The organism is Streptomyces sp. Tu 3180 (assembly GCF_009852415.1).
Classification (GTDB): domain Bacteria; phylum Actinomycetota; class Actinomycetes; order Streptomycetales; family Streptomycetaceae; genus Streptomyces.
Genome location: NZ_WOXS01000002.1, coordinates 7746649 through 7759418 on the forward strand (window position 1 = coordinate 7746649; position 12770 = coordinate 7759418).

Sequence of the window (12770 nt, forward strand, 5' to 3'; positions counted from 1 at the left end):
AGACGCTACGGAGGAGACGGCCGCACCACAGGGGGCGCAGAACCCGTATCGGGGGGTGCAGCCAGGGACACCCCCCGAGGGGGTTCACCCGACCAGCACGACCTCCAGGGTGCGCGGTCCGTGCACGCCCTCCACCCGGTCGAGTTCGATGTCGCTGGTCGCCGAGGGACCGGAGATCCAGGTGAGCGGGCGGGCCGGGTCGAGGCGTGCGAGGGCCTGGGGGACGGAGGAGACGACCTGGTCCGGGACGCGGACCACGCAGATGTGGTGGTCGGGGACCAGGGTGATGCGGCGGCGGCCCTGGTCGGGGGAGCCGTCCAGGACGATCGTGCCCGTCTCGGCGACCGCCACCGCGCAGGCGGTGACCACACTGTCGACCCGGTCCAGCTCGTGCGGCGTGCTCTCCGCCCGGTCCATGACCCGGGTCACCTCCGTCGAGGCGAGCCAGTCCTCGTCGAGGCCGGGCGGAACGAGCACCGACGACGCGCCGCGCGCCGCGAGCAGCCCGGCGACCACCCCGGCCAGCCCTGCCGGGTCCGTACGGTGCACGGCCGCCCGGTAGTCGGCCAGGTTCTCCGCGAGGAGGCCCACCGTCTCCTCGACGGTGCGCCCGCCGTGCTCGCGCAGATAGTCACGGGCGACGGCCCGCTCGTACGGCGTGTCGTCCTTCGGCACGTCGGCGAGGGCGCGCCGCACCCGGCCCAGGATCCGTTCCCTGCTGCTCACTTCTCCGCTCCCTTCCCGCCCTGCGTACGCTGCCACCAGTCACGGAACGGTTCCGCCGGCACCGGCGGCAGGTCCCGGGTGCCGCTCCACGCCCGGCCGGGGCCCGGCAGGGTGCGCGGATGGAGGCGCCGGGTGCGCGAGGCCAGGCGCTGGCCGGTGCGCAGCGCCCCCGGGCGCGTGAGCGCCCAGCGGGCGGCGCGCATCGCGGCGCGCTCGGCGGCGTGCCCCTTCGCCGGTTGCAGCACCACCTTGTTGCCCGCCCGCGTCACCTGTCCGCCCTCCACCACCCGCTCCCGCAGATGCACCAGCACCTCGGGGATGTCGATGGCGACCGGGCACACCTCGTAGCAGGCCCCGCACAGCGACGAGGCGTACGGCAGGGAGGCGTCGATCTCGCTTCCGGTTCCCCGGAGCTGGGGGCTGAGGATGGCGCCGATCGGTCCCGGGTAGACCGAGCCGTACGCGTGGCCGCCGGCCCGCTCGTACACCGGGCACACGTTGAGGCAGGCGGAGCAGCGGATGCAGCGCAGTGCCTGCCGGCCCACCTCGTCGGCGAGGGTGTCGGTGCGGCCGTTGTCCAGCAGGACCAGGTGGAAGTTCCGAGGTCCGTCCTCGTCGGTGGTGCCGGTCCACGTCGAGGTGTACGGGTTCATCCGCTCGGCGGTCGAGGAGCGGGGGAGGGTCTGCAGGAACACCTCCAGGTCCTGCCAGGCTGGCACGATCTTCTCGATGCCGACGACCGAGATCAGCGTCTCGGGCAGGGTCAGGCACATCCGCCCGTTGCCCTCGGACTCCACCACCACCAGCGTGCCGGTCTCGGCGACCATGAAGTTGGCGCCGGAGACGCCGACCTTGGCGCGCAGGAACTTCTCCCGCAGGTGCAGCCGGGCCGCCTCGGCGAGTTCGGCGGGAGCGTCCGTCAGCCCTTCGGGGGCGGGGCGGCCCCACTCGCTCATCTCCCGGGCGAAGATCTCCCGGATCTCCCCGCGGTTGCGGTGGATCGCCGGCACCAGGATGTGTGAGGGCCGGTCCTCGCCCAACTGCACGATCAGCTCGGCCAGGTCGGTCTCGTAGGCGCGGATGCCCTCCGCCTCGAGCGCCTCGTTGAGCCCGATCTCCTGCGTGGCCATCGACTTGACCTTGACGACCTCCGACTCGCCCGTCTCCTTGACGAGCCGGGTCACGATCCGGTTGGCCTCCTCGGCGTCGGCCGCCCAGTGGACGGTGCCGCCCGCGGCCGTGACCGCCTCCTCCAACTGCACCAGGTAGCGGTCCAGGTGACGGAGCGTGTGGTCCTTGATCCGCCTGCCGGCCTCCCGCAGCTCCGCCCAGTCGGACACCTCGGCGACCGCGGCGGCGCGCTTGGCCCGGATGGTGTGCGTGGCGTGCCGCAGATTGCCGCGCAGGGTGCCGTCCCGTACGGCGTCCCGCGCGGCCACCGGAAACGCCGGCATCCCGATGAAAGTCCCGCTCATACGGCCGGCTCCTCCTCCGTGCTCGCCAGGATCTCCGCGATGTGCACCGGCCGCATGCCGGTCCGCAGTCTGGTCATCGTTCCGCCGAGGTGCATCAGACAGGAGTTGTCCGCCGCGCACAGCACCTCGGCCCCCGTCGACTCGGCGTTGCGCACCTTGTCGGTGCCCATCGCCGCCGAGACATCGGAGTTCTTCAGGGCGAAGGTGCCGCCGAAACCACAGCACTCCCCGGCGCCCGGCAGCTCGACCAGCTCCAGCCCCTTCACCGCCCGCAGCAGCCGCCGGGGCCGCTCGCCCAGGCCCAGCCCGCGCAGTCCGTGACAGGTCGGGTGGTAGGTCACCTTGTGCGGGTAGTACGCCCCGACGTCCGTCACCCCCAGCACGTCCACCAGGAACTCCGTGAGCTCGTACGTCTTCGGCACCACCGGGGCCAGCGTCGCCGCGAGGGTGTCCCCGCGCCCCTCCGCCCGGGCCCGCTCACCCATCCGCGGATACAGCTCCCGCACCATCGCCCCGCACGACCCGGACGGCGTCACGATCGCCTCGTACTCCCCGAAGACATCGGAGAAATGCCGGGCGAGCGGCTCGGCCTCGTGCCGATAGCCCGTGTTGTAGTGCGCCTGCCCGCAACAGGTCTGCGCCATCGGGAAGTCGACGTCGACGCCCAGCCTGGTCAGGAGTTTCACCACGGCGCGCCCGGTGTCCGGATACAGCGTGTCGTTGACACAGGTCAGGAACAGTGCGACACGCATCGCGGCTCCTCGTGAGATCGATCATCGGGTGGATGCAGGGTAGTGGGGGAGCGGGGCCCGGGGGAGACCGCGTCAGCCCCGGGCGAGCCGGGCCTGCGCCGCCTGCCACCGCTGCGTACCGCCGCGCGGTTCGTACCGCGTCAGCAGTTGCGTACGGGTGAGCAGCCGCCGCATCCCGGCCAGGTCGCCGACCAGTCCGTGGGCACGGGCCTGCACCAGCACATTGCCCAGCGCCGCCGCCTCCGTCGGCCCGGACACCACCGGCAGCCCGCAGGCGTCGGCGGTCAGCTGGCACAGCAGGGCGTTGCGGGTGCCGCCGCCCACGATGTGCACGACGTCGGCCGGCCGCCCGGCGAGCCGCTGCGCGTCGGTGACGGCCTTGCGGTGGGCCAGGGCGAGCGAGTCGAGGATGCACCGGGTGATCTCGGCGGGGGTGGCCGGCACGGGCTGTCCCGAGTCCCGGCAGGCCTCGGCGATCCGCTCCGGCATCCGCCCGGGCGCGAGGAACGCCGCGTCCCCGGCGTCCACCACCGACCGCAGCGCCGGAACCCTGCCCGCGTCGAGGAGCAGCGCGCCCAGATCCGGCTGTCCCCAGGCCCGCAGGCACTCCTGGAGCAGCCACAGGCCCATGATGTTGCGCAGATAGCGGACCGTGCCGTCCAGCCCCAGCTCATTGGTGAAGTTGGCGGCCCGGCTCTCCTCGGTGAGCACCGGCGCGTCCAGCTCCAGCCCGGCCAGCGACCAGGTGCCGGTGCAGATGTACGCGAACCGTTCGCCGTCCGCCGGTACGGCGGCCACCGCGGACGCGGTGTCGTGCGAGCCGACCGCCGTCACCGGGACCGGTCCGGCCAGCCCGGTCTCCTCCAGGACCTCGGGCCGCAGTACCCCGGCCGCGTCCCCGGGCCGGCGCAGCGGCGCGAACAGCCCGAGGTCGATGCCGAGGCGCTCCGCGAGGCCGTGCGCCCAGTCGCGGGTGCGCGGGTCGATCAGCTGGGTGGTCGAGGCGTTGGTCAGCTCCGTGCCCTGCTCGCCCGTCAGCCAGTACGTCAGCAGGTCCGGGATCAGCAACAGCCTTTTCGCCTGAGCCAGTTGGGCCGAGCCGCGGGCCGCCGCCAGCTGGTACAGCGTGTTGAACGGCGCGTACTGCAGCCCGGTCGCCGCGTACAGCTCCTCGGCGGGCACGGTCGCCCACACCTCCTCCGCGATCCCCTCGGTACGGCTGTCGCGGTAGTGCACGGGGTTGCCGAGCAGCGCCCCGTCCGCGTCCAGCAGCCCGTAGTCCACGGCCCAGCTGTCGATGCCGACGGAATCCACCGCGCCGGCCGCCTTCAGCCCGTCCAGCACCCCGGCGTACAGCGAGAGGACGTCCCAGCGCAGCCCTTCGGGCACCCGCACCGGCCGGTTGGGGAAGCGGTTGACCTCGGTCAGCTCCAGGCTGTCGGGGCCGACGCGGCCGACCATGACGCGCCCGCTGGACGCGCCGAGGTCGACCGCGGCGTACCGCTTCACGGCGGCACTCATCGCAGGAACGCGGCGGCGACGCCGGCGTCGACCGGGACGTGCAGGCCGGTGGTGTGGGTGAGGTCGCCGCCGGTCAGCGCGAACACGGCGTTCGCCACGTGCTCGGGCAGCACCTCCCGCTTCAGCAGCGTGCGCTGGGCGTAGAACTCGCCCAGCTTCTCCTCCGGCACCCCGTACACGGCGGCGCGCTCGGCGCCCCAGCCGCTCGCGAAGATCCCGGAACCGCGCACCACGCCGTCCGGGTTGACGCCGTTGACCCGGATGCCGTGTTCACCCAGCTCGGCGGCCAGCAGCCGCACCTGGTGGGCCTGGTCGGCCTTGGTGGCCGAGTAGGCGATGTTGTTCGGGCCGGCGAAGACGGCGTTCTTGGAGGCGATGTAGACGATGTCGCCGCCCAGCCGCTGCGCGATCATCACCCGGGCCGCCTCCCGCGAGACGAGGAAGGAGCCGCGGGCCATGATGTCGTGCTGGAGGTCCCAGTCCTTCGCGGACGTCTCCAGCAGCGGCTTGGAGACGGAGATGCCGGCGTTGTTCACCACCAGGTCCACGCCGCCGAACGCCAGCACCGCCGCCCGGAACGCCTCGGCGATCTGCTCCTCCGAGGTGACGTCCACGGTGACGGCGACGGCCTTGTCGGGTCCGCCCAGTTCCTCGGCGACGGCGGCGGCGTTCTCCCCGTTCAGGTCCGCCACGACGACGCACGCGCCCTCGGCCACCAGCCGCCGCGCGATCGCCTTCCCGATGCCGCTGCCCGCACCGGTCACCAGCGCCACCCGGGTGGCCAGCGCCTTCGGCTTCGGCATCCGCCGGAGCTTGGCCTCCTCCAGCGCCCAGTACTCGATGCGGAACTTCTCCGACTCCTCGATCGGCGCGTACGTGGAGACCGCCTCGGCTCCGCGCATCACGTTGATCGCGTTGACGTAGAACTCGCCGGCCACCCGCGCGGTCTGCTTGTCCTTGCCGAAGCTGAACATGCCCACACCCGGCACCAGTACGATCGCCGGGTCGGCCCCGCGCATCGCGGGGGAGTCCGGCTCCGCGTGCCGCGCGTAGTAGGCGGCGTACTCCTCGCGGTAGGCCGCGTGCAGCTCCTTCAGCCGGGCGACCGCCTCGTCGAGCGGGGCGGACGGCGGCAGATCGAGGACCAGCGGCCGGACCTTGGTGCGCAGGAAGTGGTCCGGGCAGGAGGTGCCCAGCGCGGTCAGCCGCGGGTGCTCGGCGCGGGCCAGGAAGTCCAGTACGACGTCGGAGTCGTCGAAGTGGCCGACCTGCGGCCGGTCCTGCGAGGCGACGGCCCGCACGTACGGCGCCAGGGCGGCCGCCCGCTCCCGCCGTTCGGCCCCGGGCAGCGCCTCGTACCCCTCGATCACCGGTCCGAACGGCTCCGGCCGGCCGCGCTCGGCGAGGAACTCCTCGGCGGTGCGGATGATGTGCAGGGAGTTGCGCTCGCACTCCTCGGAGGTGTCGCCCCACGCGGTGATGCCGTGCCCGCCGAGCACACACCCGATGGCCTGCGGGTTGGCCTCCTTCACGGCGGCGATGTCCAGCCCGAGCTGGAAACCGGGCCGCCGCCACGGCACCCACACCACGGTGTCGCCGAAGCACTCGGCGGTCAGCTTCTCCCCGTCGGCCGCGCAGGCGAGCGCGATCCCGGAGTCGGGGTGGAGGTGGTCCACGTGCGCGGCGTCGACGAGCCCGTGCATCGCGGTGTCGATCGACGGGGCCGCACCGCCCTTGCCGTGCAGGCAGTAGTCGAACGCGGCGACCATCTCGTCCTCGCGCTCGACGCCCGGGTAGACGTCGACGAGCCCGCGCAGCCGGTCCAGCCGCAGCACGGCAAGCCCCGCCCCGGTGAGCGTCCCGAGGTCCCCGCCGGACCCCTTGACCCACATCAGCTCGACGTCACCGCCGGTGACGGGGTCGGTGCCGGTGCCCTTGGCGGAGGTGTTGCCGCCGGCGTAGTTGGTGTTACGGGGATCAGCACCGAGCCGGTGGGACCGGGCGAGGAGAGCGGCGGCTTCGGGATGGGCAGACATCAACGATCAGTCCTTTTCGGAGGAGGGGATGCGGAGCGCCCCTTCAGGGGCGCGGGGAGACACGGGACATGCGGCTACCGCCGCGCGGGCGCGAGCAACCACGACCGACCCGCGGTCCGCGACGAACAGCACGGGGCGGACGCTCACGCCCCCCAGCCCGCCTGCTCCCCGCCGACCCGCTCGGCAACGATCTTCTCGGCCCACCCGGACCGCCGGTAGGCAGCGATCGGCTCGGGGTCCAACCCCATCTCCTCCCGCACCTCACGGAGCAACGGACGCACATCCGTGTTGTACGCGTCCATCAGCACGGCGTTCGCCTCGAGCACATCCCCCGAGGCCTGTGCCTCACCCAACGCCACCCGATCGACAAGCAGGGCTTTGGCCGTTGCCTCCTGAACGTTCATGACGGAACGAATGATCGCCGGGATCTTCGCCTCGATGTTGTGGCACTGGTCGAGCATGAACGCCACCTCGGGAGTGAACCCACCCCCGCGGATCACCTCGTACATGATCCGGAACAGCTGGAACGGGTCGGCGGCACCGACCATCAGGTCGTCGTCGGCGTAGAACCGCGAGTTGAAGTCGAACGCGCCGAGCTTCCCCTCCCGCAGCAGCGTCGCCACGATGAACTCGATGTTGGTCCCCGGAGCGTGGTGACCGGTGTCGACCACCACCTGCGCCTTCTCACCCAGCTTCAGGCAGTGCGCGTAGGCGGTGCCCCAGTCCGGCACGTCCGTCGTGTAGAACGCCGGCTCGAAGAACTTGTACTCCAGCAGCATCCGCTGGTCGTCCCCGAGCCGCTCGTACACCTCGGCGAGCCCCTCGGCGAGCCGGTCCTGCCGCGCCCGGACGTCGTCCTGCCCGGGGTAGTTCGTCCCGTCGGCGAACCACAGCTTCAGGTCCTTGGAGCCGGTCGCGTCCATGATGTCGACGCACTCCAGCAGGTGGTCGACGGCCTTCCTGCGCACCGCCGCGTCCGGGGCGCAGATGCTGCCGAGCTTGTAGTCGTCGTCCTGGAAGGTGTTGGAGTTGATCGCGCCGATCCTCACCCCGCGGTCCTCGGCGTGCTTGGCCAGCGCCGCGTAGTCCTCGACCTTGTCCCACGGGATGTGCAGCGCCACGGTCGGCGCGACACCCGTGAACGCGTGCACCTGCGCGGCGTCGTCCAGCTTCTCCTGCGGGGTGCGGGGGACACCCTGTTGCGCGAACACCTTGAACCGGGTCCCCGAGTTCCCGTACGCCCAGGACGGCGTCTCCACGGCCTGTGTCTTGAGAGCGGCCTTCGCCGCGGCGAGCTCGGTCACGTCAGGGCTCCTGTGACATCGGGTCGTAACGACCACTGAGTGAAACGATTCAGGACGGGAAGCTATGGGGCTCTCAAGGGGGTGTCAACCCCTCCGGCCGAGACTGTTCGCCGTGACCAGGGCGTGACCTGAAAGCGTCGAAACTTTTTCGACCGGGACCCATTGACGTGACATGCGCCGCGCGCCTAACGTCCCGGCAACCCAGTTGAAACCTTTCACGACGTCGCGAGGGCCTCCCACCGGCGTCGTCGAGGAGCCCTCATGACCCACCCGTCCGACACGGGTCCGGCCCCGGTTCTCGCGCTGAAGGACATCTCCAAGTCCTTCGGCGCGGTCCGCGCACTGCGGGACGTCTCCCTGGAGCTGTTCCCCGGGGAGGTGCACGCCCTCGCCGGCGAGAACGGAGCCGGCAAGTCGACTCTCATCAAGACGCTCGCCGGAGTGCACCGGCCGGACACCGGCCAGGTGCTGCTCGACGGCGCCCCCGTCGTCTTCCACGGCCCCGGTGACGCCCGCGACGCCGGCATCGCCGTGATCTACCAGGAGCCCACGCTCTTCCCCGACCTGTCGATCGCCGAGAACATCTTCATGGGCCGGCAGCCCCGGCGGGCGCTCGGCCGGATCGACCACCGGGCCACCCACGACGCGACCGCCGCCCTGATGCGGCGGCTCGGCGTCGAACTCGACCCGGACCGTCCGGCCCGCGGTCTGTCCATCGCCGACCAGCAGATCGTCGAGATCGCCAAGGCGCTCTCCTTCGACGCCCGCGTCCTGATCATGGACGAGCCCACCGCCGCCCTCACCGGCAGCGAGGTCGCCCGCCTCTTCGGCGTCGTGCGCACCCTGCGCGACCAGGGCGCCGCGGTGCTGTTCATCTCCCACCGCCTGGAGGAGATCTTCGAGATCTGCGGGCGGGTCACCACGCTCCGCGACGGCGCCTGGATCTCCAGCGAGCCGCTGGCCGGCATGACCGAGGACGACCTGGTCCGCCGCATGGTCGGCCGCGACCTCGAGGAGCTCTACCCCAAGCAGGACGTGACGCCGGGCGAGATCGCCCTGAGCGTGCGCCGGCTGACCCGCGAGGGCGTCTTCACCGACGTCTCCTTCGACGTGCGGCGCGGTGAGATCGTCGGCCTGGCCGGACTCGTCGGCGCCGGGCGCACCGAGGTGGCCCGCGCCGTGTTCGGCGTCGACCGCTGGGACGCCGGGGAGGTCGAGGTCGACGGACGGAAGCTGACCAACGGCGCCCCGTCCACGGCCATGGCCGCGGGCCTCGCCCTGGTCCCCGAGGACCGGCGCGCCCAGGGCCTGGTGATGGACATGTCCATCGAACGCAACATCGGCCTCACCGGACTCCGCACGACCGTGAGGGCCGGCCTGATGGACCGCGGCGCCGAACGCAGCCGCTCCCTCGACTGGGCCGTCAAGCTCCAGGTCAAGTACGCCCGGATCGCCGACGCGGTGAACACCCTGTCCGGCGGCAACCAGCAGAAGGTCGTCCTCGCCAAGTGGCTCGCCACCGGCCCGAAGGTGCTGATCGTGGACGAGCCCACGCGCGGCATCGACGTCGGCACCAAGGCCGAGGTGCACCGGCTGCTGTCCCAGCTCGCCGCCGACGGCGTCGCCGTCCTGATGATCTCCTCCGACCTGCCCGAGATCCTCGGCATGGCCGACCGCGTGCTGGTGATGCACGAGGGCCGGCTCACCGCCGAGATCCCCCGCACCGACGCCACCGAGGAAACCGTGATGGCCGCAGCCACGGGGAGGGCCGCCGCATGACGGTCGCCGCTCCCGAAGAAGCCCCCGTCGCCGAGGCGCCCAAGGCCGGCGCCACCCGGCTGGTGGACCGCGTCTTCAAGATGCGCGAACTCGCCATCCTCGTCGTCTTCCTGGTGATGATCGCCGTCACCCAGGCCGGCAACAGCGAGTTCCTGTCCGAGCAGGGCATCAAGGACCTGCTGCTGAACGCGACCATCCTGGTCCTGGTCGCCACCGGCCAGTCCCTGGTCGTCATCACCCGCAACGTCGACCTGTCCGTGGGCTCCACCCTCGGCATCAGCGCCTTCGCCGCCGGCGTCCACCTCCAGGACGGCGGGAACCCGGTCGTCGCCGTCGCCCTGGCCGTCCTGCTCGGCGTCGGCTTCGGACTGCTCAACGGCCTGCTCGTCAGCCTCGGCCAGGTGCCCGCCCTCGTGGTCACCCTCGGCACCCTCTACATCATCCGCGGCATCGACTCCGTCTGGGTCGGTTCCCGGCAGATCACGGCCGCCGATCTCCCCGGCGGATTCGTCGACTTCGGCTCCGGCGGCATCTCGGCGGTGCCGTACCTGGCGCTCATCGCGCTCGCGGTGCTCGTGGCGACGGCGTACTACCTCAAGCACTTCGGCAGCGGGCGCGAGCTGTACGCGCTCGGCTCCAACCCCGAGGCAGCCCGCCTCGCCGGCATCCCGGTGCGCAAGCGGATCCTCGCCGCGTACACCTTCTGCGGCGCCCTCGCGGGCCTCGCCGGCGCCCTGTACCTGGCCCGGTTCGGCAACGTCGACTCCGGCACCGGCAACGGCTACGAACTCACCGTCGTCAGCGCGGTCGTGGTCGGCGGCGTGGTCTTCACCGGCGGCTCCGGCAGCGTCTACGGCGCGGCCCTCGGCGCGCTGCTGCTGACCTCCGTCAACAGCGTGCTGCCCGCCCTCGGCGTCAGCTCCGTGTGGGTGCTCGCCATCAACGGCATCCTGCTCATCCTCGCCATCGCGGTCGACCGGATCGTCGCGCTGCGCGTGGCCTCCGCCCTGAAGAAGAGGAACGCCCGCCATGCCTGAGTCCCTGACGCGCGCGGTCCGCTGGGACACGGTCGTCGGCGCCCTGCTCGTCGTCGTCCTGCTGCTGTCCTTCACCACGGTCGACGGCTTCGGCAACGCGCTCAACCTGTCGTTCCTCATCGGCAACACCCTGCCGATCGCGCTGATCGCCCTGCCCATGACCCTGCTGGTGGTCTCCGGCGAGATCGACCTGTCCGTGGCCTCCACGGCCGGCCTGTCCGGCGCGGTGATGGGCGCCCTGTGGAACCAGGGCATGGCCATCGAGGCGATCATCCCGGTCTGCCTCGTGATCGGCGTCGTCTGCGGCCTGGTCAACGGCCTGCTGGTGACCCGCCTCGGCCTGCCCTCCCTCGCCGTCACCATCGGCACGCTGGCCGCCTACCGGGGCATCGCGCAGATCGTGCTCGGCTCCGACGCGGTGACCGACTTCCCCGCCCCGTACCTGGACTTCGCCGCCGGACGCATCGGCGACACGTTCATCCCGTACGCCCTCCCGCCCTTCCTGGTGCTGCTCGCCATCGCCGTCGTCGCCCTGCACGCCACCCCGTTCGGCCGGTCGCTGTTCGCGGTCGGCGCGAGCGAGGAGGCGGCCCGGTTCGCCGGCATCCGCGTCAAGCGGCAGAAGCTGATCCTGTTCACCCTGACCGGCCTGATGGCCTCCCTCACCGGCGTCTTCTGGGCGCTGCACTACGCCAGCGCCCGCTACGACAACGCCACCGGCCTCGAACTGTCCGTCGTGGCGGCCGTGCTGCTCGGCGGCATCGACTTCGACGGCGGCAAGGGCACGCTCGGCGGCGCGATCGCCGGTGTGTTCCTGCTCGGCGCGCTGCAGAACGTGATGAGCCTGCAGGACGTGTCCGCGCAGTCCCAGATCGTCGTCACCGGTGTGCTGCTGGTCCTGTCCGTGCTCGGTCCCCGTGTCGCCCGGCAGATCGCCGTCGCACGCGCCGGACGCCGGTCGACCGCCGCACCACCGGCGTCCAAGGCGCCCACCCCGGCCTCCTGAACCCCTCTCTCGTCCCGTCCCTTAAGGAACCCACCATGCGCAAGGCAACCCTCCGCCGCACCTGCGCGGCCTTCGCCGCCGTCACCTCGCTCGCCCTGGCCGCCACCGCCTGCGGCGGCACCACCAAGGAGGACGTCAAGAACGAGGGCGGCGGCGCGGCGGCCTCGGCCGGCAAGGCCGACCCGAACGCGGCCACCAAGAAGGGCCTGACCGTCGGCTTCCTGCCCAAGCAGGTCAACAACCCCTACTTCACCACCGCCGACAAGGGCGGCGAGAAGGCCGTCGAGGAACTGGGCTCCACCTACAAGGAGGTCGGCCCGTCCAGCGCCACCGACACCGCCGGCCAGGTCTCCTACGTCAACACCCTCACCCAGCAGCAGGTCGACGCCATGGCCGTCTCCGCGCAGGACCCCGGCGCCCTGTGCACCGCGCTCAAGCAGGCGATGAAGAACGGCATCGAGGTCGTCACCTACGACTCCGACACCACCGCCGACTGCCGCAACGCCTTCGTCTCGCAGGCCTCCGCCGAGGACCTCGGCCGCACCGAGGTGCAGCTGCTCGCCGAACAGATCGACTACAAGGGCGAGATCGCGATCCTGTCCGCCGCGCAGACGGCGACGAACCAGAACATCTGGATCGACTTCATGAAGGACGAGCTGAAGAAGCCCGAGTACAAGAACATGAAGCTGGTCAAGGTCGCCTACGGCAACGACGACGCCCAGCAGTCCTTCCAGCAGACCCAGGGCCTGCTCCAGGAGCACCCGAACCTGAAGGGGATCATCTCCCCGACCACCGTCGGCATCAAGGCCGCCGCCCAGTACCTGTCCGGCTCCAAGTACAAGGGCAAGGTCAAGCTGACCGGCCTCGGCACCCCCAACGACATGCGCAAGTACGTCAAGAACGGCACCGTCGAGGCGTTCGAGCTCTGGGACCCGGCCAAGCTCGGCGAGCTGGCCGCCCGCACCGCGATCGCCCTGTCCTCCGGCCAGATCACCGGCAAGGAGGGCGAGACCTTCACGGCCGGCGCGATGGGCGAGTACACCATCGGCAAGGACGGCGTGATCAACCTCGGCAAGCCCACCGTCTTCAACGCCGAGAACATCGACCAGTTCGACTTCTGATCCCCACCACTCC

At 71.5% G+C, this 12770-nt stretch carries 10 protein-coding genes; 4 read left to right on the forward strand and 6 right to left on the reverse strand.

The window, feature by feature from the left end; genetic code table 11:
- Nucleotides 1-84: 84 nt before the first annotated feature.
- The 6 genes from GL259_RS34865 to rhaI form a co-directional block, all read right to left on the reverse strand.
- On the reverse strand, nucleotides 85-726 hold the full coding sequence (locus GL259_RS34865) for an LUD domain-containing protein (protein ID WP_159537428.1): 642 nt from the start codon (nucleotides 724-726) through the stop codon (nucleotides 85-87).
- Nucleotides 723-2201, reverse strand: a complete 1479-nt coding sequence (locus GL259_RS34870; RefSeq protein ID WP_159537430.1) for a LutB/LldF family L-lactate oxidation iron-sulfur protein — start codon at nucleotides 2199-2201, stop codon at nucleotides 723-725. The genes GL259_RS34865 and GL259_RS34870 overlap by 4 nt, the downstream gene beginning before the upstream one ends.
- Nucleotides 2198-2953, reverse strand: a complete 756-nt coding sequence (locus GL259_RS34875; protein ID WP_159537432.1) for a (Fe-S)-binding protein — start codon at nucleotides 2951-2953, stop codon at nucleotides 2198-2200. Before GL259_RS34875 ends, GL259_RS34870 begins: the two co-directional genes overlap by 4 nt.
- 72 nt (nucleotides 2954-3025) lie before the next feature.
- The gene (locus tag GL259_RS34880; protein ID WP_159537434.1) at nucleotides 3026-4474 is read right to left on the reverse strand and encodes a rhamnulokinase family protein; all 1449 of its coding nucleotides are present in this window, start codon (nucleotides 4472-4474) and stop codon (nucleotides 3026-3028) included.
- On the reverse strand, nucleotides 4471-6510 hold the full coding sequence (locus tag GL259_RS34885) for a bifunctional aldolase/short-chain dehydrogenase (protein WP_159537436.1): 2040 nt from the start codon (nucleotides 6508-6510) through the stop codon (nucleotides 4471-4473). Before GL259_RS34885 ends, GL259_RS34880 begins: the two co-directional genes overlap by 4 nt.
- Nucleotides 6511-6653: 143 nt before the next feature.
- Complete coding sequence (rhaI, locus tag GL259_RS34890; RefSeq protein WP_159537438.1) at nucleotides 6654-7814, reverse strand: L-rhamnose isomerase; 1161 nt, start codon at nucleotides 7812-7814, stop codon at nucleotides 6654-6656.
- Nucleotides 7815-8075: 261 nt separating this feature from the next.
- Between rhaI and GL259_RS34895 the strand changes: the two genes are divergently transcribed.
- The 4 genes from GL259_RS34895 to rhaS are packed head-to-tail and all read left to right on the forward strand — an operon-like array spanning nucleotide 8076 to nucleotide 12757.
- On the forward strand, nucleotides 8076-9593 hold the full coding sequence (locus GL259_RS34895) for a sugar ABC transporter ATP-binding protein (protein WP_159537440.1): 1518 nt from the start codon (nucleotides 8076-8078) through the stop codon (nucleotides 9591-9593).
- A complete protein-coding gene (locus tag GL259_RS34900) occupies nucleotides 9590-10630 on the forward strand; it encodes an ABC transporter permease (protein WP_159537442.1) in 1041 nt (346 codons plus the stop codon). The genes GL259_RS34895 and GL259_RS34900 overlap by 4 nt, the downstream gene beginning before the upstream one ends.
- Nucleotides 10623-11636: an ABC transporter permease gene (locus GL259_RS34905; RefSeq protein ID WP_159537444.1), complete on the forward strand. Its 1014-nt coding sequence runs from the start codon at nucleotides 10623-10625 to the stop codon at nucleotides 11634-11636. The genes GL259_RS34900 and GL259_RS34905 overlap by 8 nt, the downstream gene beginning before the upstream one ends.
- Before the next feature lie 35 nt (nucleotides 11637-11671).
- Nucleotides 11672-12757 carry a rhamnose ABC transporter substrate-binding protein gene (gene rhaS / locus GL259_RS34910; protein WP_159537446.1) on the forward strand — a complete coding sequence of 362 codons (1086 nt, stop codon included), beginning with the start codon at nucleotides 11672-11674 and terminating at the stop codon, nucleotides 12755-12757.
- Nucleotides 12758-12770: the final 13 nt, after the last annotated feature.